Here is a 15,897-nt window from a genome sequence, read left to right as displayed (position 1 = left end):
CTGATGTCAGTCCCGGAGAGTATAATGTACTCGAGTTTCTATGAGTTAAAGTCGGAAGTAGGGAAGAAGGTTGTTTGCGGAGAATATTCCGATGCACTCGATAATTTGAAACGTTTCATCATCTCGGTTACGAACGAGCAGTCATTGCCGGTTGAAGTGGTTGGCTCGCGTAAGATCGACGAATTGTGCGAACTGATCGGTGACGGCTACTTTCGTCATTTTTTTGAAGCGCGGCTAGCGCAAAGTCCCTTCCGTCCGGTCGAAAAGCGTGTGGTTATTGTCTGCACCGGCCTCTACAAATATGGTGCTACTTCGCTGGTCGTCGGCGATCTGGTAAAAGCGCATCCCGGCTACGAGTGTTCGGTGATTGCGACCGATTATCTGAACGACATGTCGTCGGAGGATCGCGAACTGTCAGACATTGACGCCTCGGGTGCCGTCATCTCCGTCTGTCCGCCGGGCGAGGCGCAAGAGAAGCTCGGCTGGCTAATCCAGCAGTTTTTGCGCATCGCGCCGGCGCGTATATTCCTGCTCAATCATCATCAGGATCCAGTGGCTATTGCTGCCGCGCGGCCGTTTGTCGACAAAACTAAAGTTATTTTCTATCATCATTCCGACCATAATATCTGCGTGGGAGTCCACATGGAGGGTGCGGTCCATGTCGATCCGCATAATATCGGGTTTTATAATTGCCGAAACAATGAAGGCATTCGTGGAAATGTCTACGTTCCGCTGACGGTACACGACAACGACGTGACCAGGGTTGGTTCGCAATTCGTGCGGACGGGGGAACTGACGACCTGTTCGTCCGGTGCCTATCACAAATTCAGCAATTTTTATCTCTATCCCTATCAAGACATGCTGGTGGACCGCTTCAAAGGGCGGAACGGCAGGCATATCCATATCGGCGAAATCTCCCCGTCCGAACTCGCCGCCCTCCGCGACAGGCTGACTGCCAACGACATCGATGCCGAGCGGTTCGTCCACATCCCCGGTACGCCATCGCTATGGCGGACGCTGGTGGATCAGGAGGTCGACCTGTTTATCGGCTCCTTCCCCATGAGCTGCACACGCACCACGATTGAAGTGATGGGCGCGGGCTTGCCGATCTTGATGCCCGAGAATTATCTGTCGCGTTTCGCCAGTAACCGCGACCTAGTCTATCCGGATGCGTTCTTGTGGAAATATCCGGCGGAATTTGCGGAGGTCATCCGCACAGTAACGCCGAAGTCACTCGGCATGCATGCCGCCCGTTCCCGCGCGCATTATATCCTTCAGTACAGTAGCGACTGCGTGGATGTAGCCGGCAAGATCGAAGCGATCTGTAACGGCCTGCCGACGTCCGCCCCTTATGAGTTGTACCCTTATCAGCCGGATCATCTCGACAAGGCTCTGCATTTCAATCACGTTGCCCATCTGACGGCCAGCCATGCCGCGCAGCAGGCGCTTGCCAGCGTTCAGCATGGTGGAGCGTTGGACGACGATGGGGGGCCACCCGACAATACAGCGCTGGCCGGCAACCGATTTATTCGTACTTTGGCGCGTCTGCGCGAGAAGACCGTAGGCGACCAAGTGCGGCGTTCGAAGAAAGCCGAGCGCGTGCGTCGCGCTGCGGTAAATCGCTTACCACCCGAGGATAGGCAGCTGTATCGCTCCATCAGCCAGCGGCCAGACGGCGCCGGCTTTGACCCGGCCTCCTATCTGCGCCGCTACCCTGACGTGGCGGCGGCGGGCGTCGACCCGCTCCTTCATTTCGTCGAGTTTGGACAGTATGAAGGGCGGGAGCCTAGCTTTCTTGATGGCAGGCACGGTTGAGTACGGAGAAGCAGCAACGTTTATCGTCGGCCGGTCCAGTTGGTGAAGCGCTGCCATTCTATTTTGTCGAGTCTGCCGCGCCCCCCGCCTTCTGGAACGCCACGTGACAGCGGTGCGGCTGCGGCGGCATTGCTCAGGTTCAAATAGTCCGTTACGCGCTCTTGGAAGCTGAAACTGGGACCGACGAGCTCGTGGCATGCTTTGACTAGTGTTTGTCGCTCATCCTCTCTCGCTAAGTAATGGTCCGCGAACTTGCCAAGTTCGGCGGTCGTTCTGAAGCGCGGCAGGGGGAACTTTCCCTCGAACACCGCATCGATATCGGACTCGTCGATATGCTTAGTTAGCAGGAGCGAGCGGGAAGCCATGACGTCAAGTATGCGATATTGCATTCCCGTCTTAGCCTGCGCCTGCGGCATGTTGATGGAAAGTCGGGACGCGTTGTAGACATCCATTTGCGCGCGATGGGAGGATATAGTCCGTCCGGACATGAATGACTGGGCTGTCGCCCGATTTTTCGGAATCAGCATGTTCCACCGGTCATTGCCGTAAAGTGCAAGCCCGCGATGACTCAGTTCCTCAACAATGGCGGTGCGTTCAAGGTTGGTCACAATATTCTGAAGGTGGATTTCGAGGAAATCGATCTCCCATCCAAGGCTCGCGCAAAAGTCCAAGACTTCCCTGCGTTGCTTGTAGTCGTGCAGATAGCCGACGCTGGAAATTCTGTTCAGGCATTCGCGCATGATCCCGCCGAAGAATGGGTGCCGCGCCACGAAGTCGATCAGCTGGTCAAGGAAGTGGTCGCCGACCAAGCTGGCGATCCACGAGATGTTGCGCCATACGACTGCATCGCCTGTGGGCGGCCTTCGCCAACCATCGATATCGGTGGCTGGCGGCAGGAAGTGATACCGCTCCAATGCATGGGGGCACTTCGTGGCGATATCCTGCTCGAGCGAGCGGTAGATAGGGGCGATCTTGATATCAAGTTCGAAAGCCGAAAACCCGCCCCTGTCGCAATAATCGAACAGATGTTGTTCGCTGTCGACAATGACCGAAACGGGATAACAGTTCAGCGCCTCGACGACCTTTGGCATCAGCATGGAGTTGTTGAAGGATATGGCGAAATCATATCTCTGTGACTCAACATGTGTTGCCAGTCGGGCTGGCGAAATCACTGGAGCCGTTCCAACCACGCCCCTGCGTTCCGCAAAATGATTCCCCAAATACAGGTCAACATCGATGTTTAGCGATAGTATATTTTCAATGTGCTGCTCCATGTAGCCATCGACATGGAAGTTCGTGCTCCAGGAATATCCAAAAAATGCAGCCCGCGGCTTACGCCGATCCCCTACGTGATCACTATATTGGTTGTGGTCGGCTTCCGTCATCATTTCCGCTGAATGTATAATATCTGTTCTTTGGAATATTGTAAGATAATCGGACCCGAATCAGTATTGCTTTCGATGCAGAAAACAATCCTGGACAGGATATCATAACCGATTAACCACCACTCCGATGACACAAACGATCCTGCACAGTCTAGAGCGGTTGGGAATAGACCTGCGGGTGTCAGCAATTTTCGATGCAGACTGGTATCGGAAGGCCTATGCGGATGTCGGCGAGTGCGCCGACCCGGTTCAGCATTTCATCGACGTCGGCTGGGCGCAGCGGCGTGCGCCAAACGCTTTCATGGACCCCGTTTGGTATCTTCACCAATATCCCGACGTGCGCGATGCTGGCGCGGACCCCTTGCTTCATTACATGCAGTCGGGCTGGCGGGAAGGGCGTGAGCCCGGCCCATGGTTTAGCACTTCCCGCTATTGCATCGCCAATCCCGACGTGCGCGATGCCGGGATCAATCCGCTGCTCCATTACCTTCAATCGGGACGGGCGAAGGGCAGGGCGCCGCTCGGCCTGTCGTCTCTGGATCCGGGCACAGTGGACGTGTGCATCCGGGTCGAGGATATCGGGACGCCAATCATCGTTCAATGGTTGGCGGAACTAGTCCTGCACGACCGCAGCGTACGGCTGCATGTTGTCCACCCTCGCTCCCTATTGCATCGTGCGGTGCTGGCGCTGGTAGGGGCGGGGCTGGGGCGCTGGCATCGGGTGCGTGCCCCCATCATCAGCATCAACGGCGCGGGCCTGACCCCGCGCGTCGCAAAGGTGGCGGGCCGGGGCCTTATCGTGGTTTTCGATAGCGCGGCGGCCGCGCTTGCCATGCGGCCCGGCCTGCGCAATGCCCTATCCCTGGCGACGGTCGCGACCCCATCGACGCGGATCGCAGCGTTGCTGACAAGCGTGACCGATTCGTCGCCGTTACGCTATGCAGAACCGATGTCCGGTGCCTATCTGCAAGCCGGATTGAGCGAACGGTCAATCCCGGTCATCTGGCGTTGCCCTTCACCGCTATCGCTGCACGGTAGGCCGCCCCTGGCGATCCGAGAGCGGCGTGCTATCGCGCACAGGCTCGCCCCCTTCGGTCTCCGGATTGTCGGCGATGCGGGGTGGCGCGACCAGCGCCGAGGGGTGGCAGCGGCTCTCGACGTGCGGAACGACTGGGCGAGCCTGCGTTGTGCGCGCGAGTGCTACGGTGACGCTAAAATCGCCCTAGTCACCCCACCACCGGGGCAAGAGCGGGAGATACCGGCGGACCTCTTGATCGCGATCGCGTCGGGCACCTTGGCGGTTGCGCCATATACCATGGCTAAGGCGCTGTTCGACCGCTTCGGCGATGACGTCCCGGTTCCCCTCTACAAGGATGTGGGCGAAGCGGTCTTGATTGTTGAACATTACCTCCGCGAGGAGGAGGAACGGGTTGCGCTGGTCGACAGAGGGGCAGTGCGTCTTTTGAGTCAACCCGGATATTCCGCGGTAGTCGGCGACCTGTTGCACAGCATGACCATAGGACAATGACTATTTTAGCAGGAGGTTTCGCTCGTGTCGCTGCTTGTCAAAATTGCCCAACATACTTACCCGTTGATCGTGCCTCGCGACCTTTCTGGCCGTGAGGCGGTGTAAATTACCCGTCGATGGACGGGGGCAGGCTTCTGCGCGATGGATGCGTAGATCTGATAGGGAATACTGCCAGTTATGAAGGTTCCTTTCGTTGATTTCCGAAATTCGATTGCCACCAATCGCCAGGAGATTCTTGATGCCATGGCCCGTGTTGTGGACAGCGGAAGCGTAATATTGGGGGCAGAGACGGCGGCGTTCGAAAGGAATTTTGCAGGTATATGCGGGGCTGGGCATTGCGTCGGCGTCGGTAATGGATTGGATGCGCTTAGCCTCAGCTTGCGTGCCGCCGGCGTTGGACCGGGCGACGAAGTGATCGTGCCGTCGCAGACCTTCATTGCCTCCTGGCTCGCCGTGTCGCATGTAGGTGCCACTCCGGTCCCAGTGGAGATCGACCCCTTAACCTACACGCTTGACCCCAACCGGATTGAGGATGCGCTGACCGACCGGACGCGTGCGGTCATGCCGGTCCATCTTTTCGGCCATATGTCCGACATGGACGCTATTATGGACATTGCGGCACGCCGCGACCTGTTCGTGCTGGAGGACGCCGCGCAGGCGCATGGCGCGGAATATAAGGGGCGCCGCGCAGGCAGCATCGGTCACGCGGCGGGTTTCAGTTTCTATCCGACTAAGAATCTCGGTGCGTTGGGCGATGCCGGCGCGGTAACGACCAATGATCCCGTGCTGGCCGAGCGCATCCGTAGTCTTCGCAACTACGGTTCGGCAAAAAAATATCACCATGACGAAGTGGGCTTCAACTCTCGCCTGGACGAGGTGCAGGCCGCTATCTTGAACGTGAAGCTCCGGTATCTGGCGGATGAGAATGACCGTCGCCGAGACGTTGCGGCCCAGTATCTTGAACAGCTGGCCTCATCCAGCAAAGTGCAACTGCCTGTCGAGGCAGACTGGGCTCGCCACGTCTATCACCTATTCGTCGTGACGTTGGATCGACGTGATGCGCTGTCGGAGCATCTAAAGGCGGCCGGGTGCGATTCCCTGATCCACTATCCCATCACCCCCGGCGGATCGGGGGCGTATACCGGAGATGGCATCGGTGCGCAGCCCATTGCGGACCGACTGGCCGATACTGCCCTGTCCCTGCCGATGTGGCCAGACATGTCGGCCCAGCAGGTGCGCCAGGTCGTGCACGCCATTGACAGCTTTTGATCCGCCGCATGAGCGCGAGCCTAGCCCAATGACGGGAGAGTCACATTGTAATTTGTCCGAGGGGGTGGTGGATCGTCCGGATATCCGCCCGATCTTCGATGCGGCCTGGTATGCGCGTCGGCAGGGCCTAGACGGGGAGCTGGCGGCTTGGCGGCATTATGCGGCTGAGGGGGGGCGTGGGCGGTTGGACCCCAATCCGCTGTTCGATAGCCGCTGGTATAATGCTGCCTATCCGGATTCTGCCTCCGTCGATGCGGTCAGTCATTTCTTGGCGACCGATAATGCGCAGGTACTTTGCCCCTCGCCCTTTTTTGAAAGCGACTGGTATGTCGCCAACAATCCAGATGTCCGCGACGCCGGGTTGAATCCTTATGTCCACTATATTCAATGGGGTCGGCATGAGGGACGCATGCCCAACCGCTGGTGCGACCCGGCCTATGGAGGCCCCGAGACCTTCGACCCGGACGTCCGCGTGGATTTCGTGCCGGAGGAGTTGGTCGGCTATATTCCCCATTATGCGGTGCTGGCGGGCCTGACGTCCGGGCTGGAAGCGTCCGTTTTCTTCGCCCCTAGGACCCCGCGCTGGATTTTCGCGCGGGTGACGATGAAAGAGGCACCGCGCGACGAGAATGCGGTGCTGCTCGGCGGCGCACGCGTGCGGTTCTATGGTGATAGCGTGTACGACCCAAACGCCGAAGCTGGCACGGCGGGGTGCTGGCGGGCTTATCGGGTGCGCTATGCCGTCGCGCCGCTCATCACACATGCAGTCACGCTGCTGGGTCACGATCTCAGTTCTGCGGATGCGATGACGCTCGGGGGGGAGGCAGTGGCCCGCACCGCCGCAAGTCGGCCGGACGTTCTAACCGCACAGATCTCGTTGATCGTCGACGCGCCCTTCGCCGCCCAACTGCGCCAGCATCTCGCCCACGGTCCGCTTGCCGCTGTGTCAGTTGTCGCGATGGAGCCGGGCTATCTTTGCCGCGTCAGGCTGCTCTAACCGCGCCGGGTCTCTCCGAGGCCATTCCGTTAAGTCACAGGGTCATGCGGTCTTTAACGAAGATGTCGCAATATCGTTGTTCAGCTTCAGCGGGCGGAGAATTCCGATTGGCTCCCGCAACTGCCGACTGTTGAACCAGTCGACCCACCGCAGGTCGCGAATTGGACCGCCTTGCTGAAGCAGCTTCGCGCCGAGAATTCTGCAAATATCGCCGAATCTGTTTCGATTGGCGCAGGGCTATTCCTAGAATGGTAGGCCGGAAACCAAATGGCCGTTGTCGGGTGAAGAGGGGAATTCGAACAACTTGGGAACCCAGGACGCGGTGAGAAACGACATCCGCCGAATCAGCAAGTATTTTGGTAAGGATCGCGGCGCGATTTTGGCCATAGCGCTACAACAGCTTGACGGAGCGCGTTTTGCCCCAGCTGCTGTAGAATGTTCTGAACCGCAAAGCCGTCAGCTTGAAGGCCCGCGACGGCTGCGTTCCCTTGCGATCTGGAACGGTCCGGCATTGCGGCGAGAAGCCTTGGAGGCTGTCATTGGTAAATTGCTCGACTGAAGTATCACCTATCGCCTGGACGATGAACAGCCGCTGAGGTTGGTAACATCTTCGTAGAGCAATAAAATACTCCTAATTTGGCAGCCGACCAGTTTGACTCATCCGACCTGTTGAAGCAAAAAAGGCGTTGGTGTTCGATATGAGCACGAGGTCCTTGGCGCCGCTCACTATGAAGCCGAAGCAATAATTGCATACGACAGATTGCAGGTTGTCCGGTTCGGTAAGGGCAAGGGCGTGGACCGCCTAGTCTAAAACTCGAGCATGTATATGTCGTTCGTAGGGGAAGCAGCTGCGAACTCGACGCTGGAGCCGATAGCCCTGCGTCATGTGCTTGACCGGCTGCAGGTTCAGGCATGCACGAGGCTTAGTATCGGAAGGCGCTGTTGAATTACGTCCTAATTAAGTACCTCAACTTGCGTCAAAACATATTAGGGTAGCCGCAGCCAGCCGCTCGAACCCAATCGGTCTGCGGTTTGGTAATAGATTACGGCTACCGCTTTGTTACAAAGTAAGCGCGCCACGGTGGCAGCATTATTCGCTAGCGGATCGTCAGATCCCGCACGGCGATCGCGCTTTGCGGTTTTGCCCCGGCCAGCCGAGCAATCACGCCATCGGTCACCTGCTGGAGTGCCTCTTCCGAGAAAAATCCGCCCGGAATCAGGCAGCGGTCGATCAGCACGCGGCGAAACGCGGCCCAGGTTTCCGGATCTGGCTTGCCCGGGTCGCGCCAAAAATCGTCGAGCCGGCCTTGGAAAGTGATGTCCTCCATGTCGTAGACGGCATGACCAAGCGCGATCACCGGCACGTTCTGCATCAGTGCGAGTGTCCCGCTAGTGCTGTTGATCGTCACCATGCCGTTCGCGCGTTGCGCGACCGGGACCATGTCGCCGCTTTCGAGATAATCGATTCGGTCGGTGACGCCGTACAGGCCCGCAAGCGCATTGGTCTCGTTGCGCCAGTCGCGCACGCCATTGTCGAGCGGATGTTCCTTGATCAACAGCCGAAGCGGCGCCGGTGCATGCGCTGCGAACGAGCGGATGACCATGCGGAGGGCATCGGCGATCCCCGCGAAGTTGGAATGAAGCCGGATCTGAGCGTCCGAATCCAGCTGAAGCGGGAACAGGAAATAAGGATTCTGTCTCGTCTGAAGACTCTCGATCAACGCGGTCGAGCGGTCCGCTGCTTCCTTACGGCGCCGCAACCGTCGTATCCATCCCATACCCTCCACGAGCGGATGCCATGGACGGTGCGTCTGCCAGTGCGGATACCGCCAGCGGCTGAACACGTCCGCGAAATTATACGCGATCGCCTCCAGTGCGCGGCGGCGGAACGAAGACGGGACCTGGTAATGGACCGGGACCGGCGGCAGCGTGGCGGCCTCTGCACGGTACCACACGGGGTCACGGGGCAAGCTCGAATGGCCATTGACCCCGCCGAGCTCCAGCGTGACCCAGTCCGGCCGGATATAGCCTTCCTCGAACACGTGGACGGGAATGTGCAGGTCGCGACACAAGGCGATTGCGCCGAGATGCATCGCGCGGCAATCGCCGAACAGCATCACATCGGTGATGCGATGCCGCTCGATCAGCCGCGCTAGTTCGCCAGGCCAGTCTTCCAGCGTCCCGCGATAGTCGATGCCGTTCGGCATCCGCCAGAAAAGGCGGTCGCCACCGTTGAAATTGACCTTGTAGACGCCGTACCCTTCGCGTCTCAGCGCCTGACCGACGCGGCGGAAAAGCGGGCCCATCAGTCCTTGCAGGAGGAGAATGTTGCGCTCGCCAGGTACGCGAAGTGCGCCCGGCGCAGCGATCCTTGGCGTGATGCTCGCGGACGCGAGGGAGGCAGGCATCGGGCAATCCTTCAACGAGTCGCTATCTGGGCCTGCCCGCACGGTGCATGCCGGATCCGTGCGAACTGCCGCTATGCAACCGAGGGTGGTATCTTCCATCCGCTAGAACCGTTGCCCGCCTTAAGCAAGATTATCCGGCGGTGACAGCGCCATGGCAGAGCGCTATAGCGCCCCCCAGTCGCCAGGTTTTGCGCGCATTTCGTCGACTTCATCAAGCGGACATCGCGGGCAAGCTGTGACGATCGGTATCTTATCCTTTGCACTGATGCAGGGCACCGCTTGGCTGTTCAATGGCATGGTGCGTCCGCATCGCCATGGGCCGCGCAGCGTGATCGGTATCGGCGTGCACGCCCTGATGCTCTCCATGCTCTTCGGCGGGTTCCTAGGTCTCTCGGGAAGCGCCGCGGTCGCGGGGGTGGCGACGGTGGCACTGATGGCGGTCTTCGTCGTGGCCTCCAATGCCAAGCACGCCATGCTGGGCGAGCCTTTGTCCTTTTCCGATCTTGCGCTGTTCGCGGCACTTGTGCGGCACCCGAGGTTTTATCTGAGTGCGCTGTCGACACTTCAGCAGGCGGCCTTTGGGGTCGGTGCCGTGGCGGTGCTGGTCGGGCTCGCCTGGTTGTTTGTCCCCGACGCGGCCTCGCACCTTGCGGGCGTCGCTATTGCGCTTGCCGCCCTCGGCGCGCTTGTCTTGCTGGGTCGAAGCGGTGCCGGACGATCGGCCGCGCCAGTTCCGGATCTCGATCGGGATCTGGCGCTGCACGGGCTGATAGCGGTGCTCCTGCTGTACTGGCTGCGCTGGCGCGAGACCCCCGATCCCCCGGCGTGCACCGAGACTCCCGTCACTGCAGAGGACCGTGCTGCGCTCGACCTGATCCTGGTTATCCAGTGCGAATCGTTTGCCGATCCGGTAGCGCTGACCGGGAATCGACAGCTTGCAATGCCCGGGCTCGCCCGTGCCCGGAGTCTTGCCGTGCAAAGCGGGAATCTTAGTGTGAGCGGGTTTGGCGCCTACACGATGCGGACGGAATTCGGCGTGCTGTTCGGGCGGAGCGAGGCCGCGCTCGGCTTCCGACGCTATGATCCGTTCCTCTCCGCACGCGGCGAGGCTTCCTACGCGATCCCGGCGCGGCTTGGGGCGCGGGGCTATCAGTGCCTGTTCGTTCACCCGCACGACCTGCGGTTCTACGGGCGCGACCGGCTGATGCCGGCGATCGGCTTCGATCGCTTGATCGGCGAGAAACATTTCCCGACCGCGACCCCGGGCAACGGCCGTTATGTCGAGGATCGCGCGGTCGCAGCAGCGCTGGGCGAGGTGATCAATCATGCCCGCAAACCGACGTTTATCTATACCGTCACGATGGAAAACCACGGCCCGTGGCGCAAGGATCGCATCACCGGTTCGCCGGGCGGGCTCGACGCCTATCTACATCATTTGCGCAACAGCGACGCAATGCTGACCGCGCTGATCGATCACCTTCTTGCGAGCGGATCCTCCGCGTTGCTCGTCTTCTTTGGCGATCATCGCCCCAGCATTCCCGGCATTGTCGAGCCCGGGGCAGACCGCCACACGCCCTATGTGATGCTGCGCTTCGCGGACGGGAAGGCAATTCCGGGGAATGGGACGGCGCGGGACCTGACGCCGGACGAACTGCACCACGCGATCCTGCGCGCGTCCTAGCCGTGGCGGATTGCCCGCGTCAGCGGGGCCGCAAGCTGTTCAGCAGGCGATCGCGCAAAGCCGTCGGAAGCAACCGGTCGATCGCTCTCAGCAGCGCGAACGGCCAAGGAAGGATTAGGTGTCCACGCCCCGCCGCACTCGCGCGCGCAATGCGCGCGGCAACGTAAGACGGCTGGACCAGCACCGCCCGTGGCGCGGGCACTGCGCGCCCACCTGGTGTGTCGATGGGTCCGGGGGAAACGAGCAGCACGTTGACGCCATGGGGTGCCACACCGATTCGCAGAGCCTCGGTGAAGCGCGCAAGTCCTGCTTTCGAGCCGGCGTAAGCTGCGGCAAAGGGCAACGCGTGGAATGCCGCCGCCGAACCGATCACGACGATATGGCCGCGCCCACGAATCGCCATCCGGTCCGCCAAGGCCGCTGCCATCGCGCTCGGCGTCACGAAGTTGACCAGCCCCATGATCCTGATGGTGTCTGGCGGATCGACCCGGTCGATCGAGGCCTGGATATCGCCGATCCCAGCCGACAGGACGGCAAGGTCGATCGCGTCGGCGGTATCCTCGTCAGCGATCGCCGCGATTGCGGCGGCGGTATCGACCAGATCGAGCGCGCGGATAGACACGGTCGCGCCCGCCGTCCGGCACTGATTCGCGACTGCTTCGAGCCGCACCGAATCCCGTCCCCACAACAAGAGCATCTTGCCGGGCGCGGCATAATGCCTCGCAATCGCCGCGCCGAGACCGCTCGACGCACCCGTAATCAGAATTCTGAGCAGCACATCGGTCCCGAAATGAGAACTTGTTAACGCAACATTCGATCGCGTGTTTATGTTATCTGCCGCAAAACCGCAGGATAAAACGATTTTTACTACGAACTGACAGTCGGAATGACGCTCATAGCTTGACAGAAACACCCAGTCTCTGTCCATAGCGCCTATGAACATACGTCGAGAAGGTCGGGAGCCGAACCGGAGCGGAGACGGCGGCTATCCGCAACGCTTACGCCTGTTTCGCCACGCGTGGCTGGAGCGACTGACGGTGATCTCCCCCAAGGCCTTTGCCGTCACCTGGGCGGCGATCCTGCTCTTTTTGGTGTGGGCTGGTTGGGGAATCGTGTCGTTCGGGCCTTGGCTCGGGCTGGTCGCGGGGGGCCTGCTGATCTGGTCGCTGTTCGAATATTGCATGCATCGCTACCTGTTCCACCTCGAGCTCAAGTCTGACCTGGGTCAGTGGCTGGGGTTCGTGATCCATGGCAATCACCATGATGATCCCAAGGATCCATACCGCAGCCTGATGCCGCCGATCGTCAGTGTCACCTGGTCGGCAATGATCTGGGGCGGGCTTGTGCTGCTGTTCGGACAACCCGGTACGGTCATCTTCCTCGGGTTCGAAATCGGTTACGTCTGTTACGACACGATCCATTATGCCTGCCACCAGCGCCCCGCGCGCAGCGGGATCATGCGGATCCTCCGGCAACATCATATCCGCCACCATTATGGTCGAACGCCAGGTAATTACGCGATCACCACGATCTTCTGGGATCACCTGTTCGGATCGTACATCTCCGCCAAGGCGGCGGCGCGGCTGAATGGACGGCGTTCCTGATCGTACCGACTAGAGCGGCGACGGGCTTGCCCGGCGGCCTGCTTTGGTCAGTCGGCCCTGTAGCCGTCGGATACGGCTTACCCAGCCAAGGCGGTTGACCGCGTCGCCCGCGACCATGCGGTCAAGCAGTACCTCCGGCTCGCACGGTATCCCGGTCACCGGGTCGAGATAGCGCGGGTAGAGGATTAGCACCCCCGCAACGAGTTCGGCGAGCGTCAGCGCACGGCCTCGCCGCGTAGGGGCCTCGATCACGTCGTGAGTCAGCCCCCAGCCCGCATAAAAGGGCATGCCGTGGCAGGTGACCGTGCGGTTGCGCAGCAGCGCCTCGAAACCGGTGAGCGACGTCAGCACATGGACCGAATCGACGACGTCGAGCAGCGCTGCCATTCCGCCTCCGCGAACGATGCGGTCGGCGTAGCGCATCGCATCGGCATCTTGCACCGCACCCTTACGATGGCCGGCATCGACGTCGGGATGCGGTCGGAACCAGATCTCGGCATCGGGTTCGAGCACGCGAGCACGACGCAGCAGCTCGAGATTGCTCGCGAGTCCGCCACCACCGAGGCGAACAGACATGTCGTCCTCGACCTGCCCCGGAACCAGCACGAGCCTTCGCCCGGGCTGCCGCGCGGGAACCGGCTGCGCGCCGTTGCCGCCGTATTTGCTGATCCCTGCCGTGACGATCCGCGTCCGCAGCCGTTCCGCGCGACCGAGCAACGCCGGGGGAAAGTCGGTTGCCGCGAGCAGGGCCTCGAGGTCGCTCGCGCGGGACGGATCATAATGGATGCCAAGCCGGTCCACCGTGACCGAGGACGGCGGCACCATGTCGCTCCCCAGTCCGACCGATCTGACGAAACCGTCCTCGACCCGGATCAGCAGGACGCCGAGTGTCGCCGCCGAATCGACCATCGCGGGCGATATCCGCGACGGCCAAACCGCCACCGCGCCGCTGTGCCGCGCCGCATGAGCCAGCGCGCGGCGTTCGGACTGGAAAAAGCGCAGGGGCTGGTCGGCGGACCATAGGAAGCGCGCGATTTCATGCCGCTTCCACCAGGCGATGCCGCTCGCGGCGACGATGCCGCGATTGGCCACGATCGTCCGGCGCCAGAAGGTCAACAGCGCGATCGTGCTCGCGGCATCGGACTCGTCCCCGGTGAACGGATCGAGATAGCGTGTCCGGAGCACCGCGGTCACGGCCTGTTCGCGAAGTGCCGCGGGGTGCGCACCTGCAGCACCGAAGCGACCGTCCGAAAGCAGCCGAACGGTGCAACCGGCGATATGGGCCAGCACGGCCCATTCATCATCGCCATGCGCCAGTAGCAGCATAGCCGCGGGAAGAAGCGACCACGGATCGACCTCGCCGAACAGCACGGGTTCCGGCGCGACCCAACCGCGCACCTTGCCGTGGCGTGCGTAGGCCGCGGGCAAGAGCCATTGGCACGCGGAACGTTCGGCATCGCTGAGGTCGGCGCGCACCGCGAGCAGATCCTCCGGCGATCGTACGCGGACGATCAGCCCGCCGGTGGGAAGCTCTGCCGCCGGTGCCCAGAAGGCGCCCCCGACCTGCGCGTCGCGGATCGCCGCGAATATCGCGTCGATCGTGCTGTCTGCAATCATTGGCAGGACTGGCGAGCGCGCCGCTTCCGACGTCGTTCGTGGCGCGCCGGGAAAAGGTGGAGCACGCAGCAGCGCGGCGTCGGTGCCACGGGGTTGGCGGGAGGATCGGAACACCGTCATGTGCACCCTCTCCCCGAGGACGTCACCAAGCGCAAGCATCGTGGCGTCAGGGCCGCCGATCCCATTCAACCAACGCCCGCTGATCGCCCTCGGCGCGTATCGTGCCGAAGGCACCCGTTCGCAACCGCAAACTCTTTCGGGCGCTGGCTTGCGCGGCAAGCGCTGAATCTGCCTGAAGCGCGAAACGCGCCGCACCGTTGCTCGTCACGAGCAAGGTTGTGCCCGGGCGCGTCTGCGCGAACAGCGCGCGCCAGCCTTCGATCCTTGCCATGCGATCCACCGTCCACCCCGGTGGCGCAATCCCGACCCGATCCCATTGGTCGAGCGCGTCACGCCCGATCCGGGCGATCACTTCGTCCTCGGTGCGGTTTTCATCCACGCCGTGATCGATTTCGGCGAGCAGCACCGTTGGTTCCGCCTCCACCGCTGCCCCGAGCGTCGCCCGAATGAGGTCCGCGGTCTCACGCGTCCGCCGGAGCGGCGAACACAGGATCCGGTCGAACCGCAAACCCTGGTCCTTGAACGCCCGGCCCAGCGCCTCTGCCTGGGCGCGCCCCGTATCGACCAGCGGGAGATCGGTTCGCACGCCGACCCGGCGCGCTGGTTCCCCGGGGGCGAAGGTGTTGCCATGCCGCACGATGACGAACAGGTGGCTCATCGCGTGTGTGGATCGCCGAACCGGCGGATCAGGTCCTCGGCAAGCGCCACGTCCACCGCGGTATCGATCCCCGACATCGCATGCAGCGGCGGTTCCACGAGGATGGTGTGGATCGTCAGCCCCATTTCGAGAAACCGCAGCTGTTCCAGGCCCTCGAGGCGTTCGTATGGGGACGGTGGTGTCGCCTCGAACTGCTCAAGTGCCTCGATCCGATAGGCATAGAGGCCGAGATGGCGGAAAACGGGCGAAACTGGGCCTTCCGCCCGCAGCGCGGCTTCGTCCCGGATCGCGGGCAGGATCGTCTTGGAGAACCAGTGCGCCAAACCGTTGGCGGCGCGGACGCAGGTGGTGCCGCTGGACGGCGAGGTCAGTTTGTGCGCGCGCATCGCATCGAGCGCTGGCCAATCGAGGTGGACGACCGGCGTGACGCAAGCGGCGGCGGTGTCGCGGGCCGCCGAAATCAGCGCGGCGACTATTGCGGCGGGCAGAAACGGGGCGTCGCCCTGCAGGTTAACCACGATGTCCGGTCGTACGGAGCGCGTTGTGGCGGCTGCACAGGCGCGGCCCGACCCCGAGCTAATCTCGCGTGCGGTCATCGCGACGGGGCACCCCAGCGCCTCGGCATGATCCGCGATTCTCGAATCGTCGGTCGCGACGACGACATCGCAGTCGCTCGCAATCTCCGCCGCCGCACGTGCCACGCGCACCACGCGTTCGAGCAGGCTGTACCCCGCGATGCGCCGCAACGGCTTTCCCGGAAGTCGGGTCGAGCCAAAGCGGGCAGGGATAACGATCAGGTCGGTCATAGCCGGTGC

At 61.7% G+C, this 15,897-nt stretch carries 13 protein-coding genes; 7 read left to right on the top strand and 6 right to left on the bottom strand.

Going from position 1 to position 15,897, the window contains the following annotated elements:
• The first annotated feature begins 24 nt into the window (after positions 1-24).
• A complete protein-coding gene (locus RI03_RS22370; protein WP_138995724.1) occupies positions 25-1,815 on the top strand; it encodes a hypothetical protein in 1,791 nt (596 codons plus the stop codon).
• A gap of 20 nt (positions 1,816-1,835) precedes the next feature.
• Here the strand turns inward: RI03_RS22370 and RI03_RS18020 are convergent, their stop codons facing one another.
• Entirely contained in the window at positions 1,836-3,203 is a 1,368-nt protein-coding gene (locus RI03_RS18020; RefSeq protein ID WP_010219041.1) for a glycosyltransferase family protein, read from the bottom strand.
• A 124-nt stretch (positions 3,204-3,327) separates the two neighbouring features.
• Here RI03_RS18020 and RI03_RS22900 point away from each other — a divergent pair, with 124 nt between their 5' ends.
• The 4 genes from RI03_RS22900 to RI03_RS23730 all read left to right on the top strand — a co-directional run bounded on the left by RI03_RS22900 (position 3,328) and on the right by RI03_RS23730 (position 7,553).
• Positions 3,328-4,728: a glycosyltransferase family protein gene (locus RI03_RS22900; RefSeq protein ID WP_010219040.1), complete on the top strand. Its 1,401-nt coding sequence runs from the start codon at positions 3,328-3,330 to the stop codon at positions 4,726-4,728.
• 177 nt (positions 4,729-4,905) lie between these two features.
• Entirely contained in the window at positions 4,906-5,997 is a 1,092-nt protein-coding gene (locus RI03_RS18010; protein ID WP_010219039.1) for a DegT/DnrJ/EryC1/StrS family aminotransferase, read from the top strand.
• Positions 5,998-6,049: 52 nt separating this feature from the next.
• Positions 6,050-6,994: a hypothetical protein gene (locus RI03_RS18005; RefSeq protein WP_138995723.1), complete on the top strand. Its 945-nt coding sequence runs from the start codon at positions 6,050-6,052 to the stop codon at positions 6,992-6,994.
• Between the two features lie 274 nt (positions 6,995-7,268).
• Positions 7,269-7,553, top strand: a complete 285-nt coding sequence (locus tag RI03_RS23730) for a hypothetical protein (RefSeq protein ID WP_170318411.1) — start codon at positions 7,269-7,271, stop codon at positions 7,551-7,553.
• Positions 7,554-8,091: 538 nt separating this feature from the next.
• Here the strand turns inward: RI03_RS23730 and RI03_RS18000 are convergent.
• Positions 8,092-9,402 carry a capsule biosynthesis protein gene (locus RI03_RS18000; RefSeq protein WP_081504266.1) on the bottom strand — a complete coding sequence of 437 codons (1,311 nt, stop codon included), beginning with the start codon at positions 9,400-9,402 and terminating at the stop codon, positions 8,092-8,094.
• Positions 9,403-9,637: 235 nt separating this feature from the next.
• Between RI03_RS18000 and RI03_RS17995 the strand changes: the two genes are divergently transcribed.
• Positions 9,638-11,083: an LTA synthase family protein gene (locus tag RI03_RS17995; protein ID WP_010219036.1), complete on the top strand. Its 1,446-nt coding sequence runs from the start codon at positions 9,638-9,640 to the stop codon at positions 11,081-11,083.
• 19 nt (positions 11,084-11,102) lie between these two features.
• Here RI03_RS17995 and RI03_RS17990 read toward each other — a convergent pair whose 3' ends face one another.
• Positions 11,103-11,861 (bottom strand): SDR family NAD(P)-dependent oxidoreductase, encoded by a 759-nt coding sequence (locus RI03_RS17990; protein WP_010219034.1) that lies wholly within the window; start codon positions 11,859-11,861, stop codon positions 11,103-11,105.
• A 259-nt stretch (positions 11,862-12,120) separates the two neighbouring features.
• Between RI03_RS17990 and RI03_RS17985 the strand changes: the two genes are divergently transcribed.
• Positions 12,121-12,687: a sterol desaturase family protein gene (locus tag RI03_RS17985; protein WP_010219033.1), complete on the top strand. Its 567-nt coding sequence runs from the start codon at positions 12,121-12,123 to the stop codon at positions 12,685-12,687.
• A gap of 9 nt (positions 12,688-12,696) precedes the next feature.
• On the opposite strand, the gene RI03_RS17980 is transcribed toward RI03_RS17985, so the two are convergent.
• From RI03_RS17980 to RI03_RS17970, 3 genes are all read right to left on the bottom strand, one after another.
• Positions 12,697-14,304 (bottom strand): capsular polysaccharide export protein, LipB/KpsS family, encoded by a 1,608-nt coding sequence (locus RI03_RS17980; RefSeq protein ID WP_010219032.1) that lies wholly within the window; start codon positions 14,302-14,304, stop codon positions 12,697-12,699.
• Between the two features lie 166 nt (positions 14,305-14,470).
• On the bottom strand, positions 14,471-15,082 hold the full coding sequence (locus RI03_RS17975) for a histidine phosphatase family protein (protein ID WP_010219031.1): 612 nt from the start codon (positions 15,080-15,082) through the stop codon (positions 14,471-14,473).
• Positions 15,079-15,888 (bottom strand): 3-deoxy-manno-octulosonate cytidylyltransferase, encoded by an 810-nt coding sequence (locus RI03_RS17970; RefSeq protein ID WP_010219030.1) that lies wholly within the window; start codon positions 15,886-15,888, stop codon positions 15,079-15,081. Before RI03_RS17970 ends, RI03_RS17975 begins: the two co-directional genes overlap by 4 nt.
• Positions 15,889-15,897: the final 9 nt, after the last annotated feature.

The sequence above is a fragment of the Sphingomonas sp. PAMC 26621 genome (assembly GCF_000251145.1).
GTDB lineage: Bacteria > Pseudomonadota > Alphaproteobacteria > Sphingomonadales > Sphingomonadaceae > Sphingomonas.
This window is presented reverse-complemented; position numbering and strand designations above follow the sequence as displayed.

Bases quoted from the DNA above. Each gene is read 5' to 3' on its own strand.
- RI03_RS17975 (WP_010219031.1), bottom strand. From the start codon at position 15,082: ATGAGCCACCTGTTCGTCATCGTGCGGCATGGCAACACCTTCGCCCCC.
- RI03_RS17970 (WP_010219030.1), bottom strand. From the start codon at position 15,888: ATGACCGACCTGATCGTTATCCCTGCCCGCTTTGGCTCGACCCGACTT.
- RI03_RS22900 (WP_010219040.1), top strand. From the start codon at position 3,328: ATGACACAAACGATCCTGCACAGTCTAGAGCGGTTGGGAATAGACCTG.
- RI03_RS17980 (WP_010219032.1), bottom strand. From the start codon at position 14,304: ATGATTGCAGACAGCACGATCGACGCGATATTCGCGGCGATCCGCGAC.
- RI03_RS22370 (WP_138995724.1), top strand. From the start codon at position 25: ATGTACTCGAGTTTCTATGAGTTAAAGTCGGAAGTAGGGAAGAAGGTT.
- RI03_RS18000 (WP_081504266.1), bottom strand. From the start codon at position 9,402: ATGCCTGCCTCCCTCGCGTCCGCGAGCATCACGCCAAGGATCGCTGCG.
- RI03_RS18020 (WP_010219041.1), bottom strand. From the start codon at position 3,203: ATGATGACGGAAGCCGACCACAACCAATATAGTGATCACGTAGGGGAT.
- RI03_RS18010 (WP_010219039.1), top strand. From the start codon at position 4,906: ATGAAGGTTCCTTTCGTTGATTTCCGAAATTCGATTGCCACCAATCGC.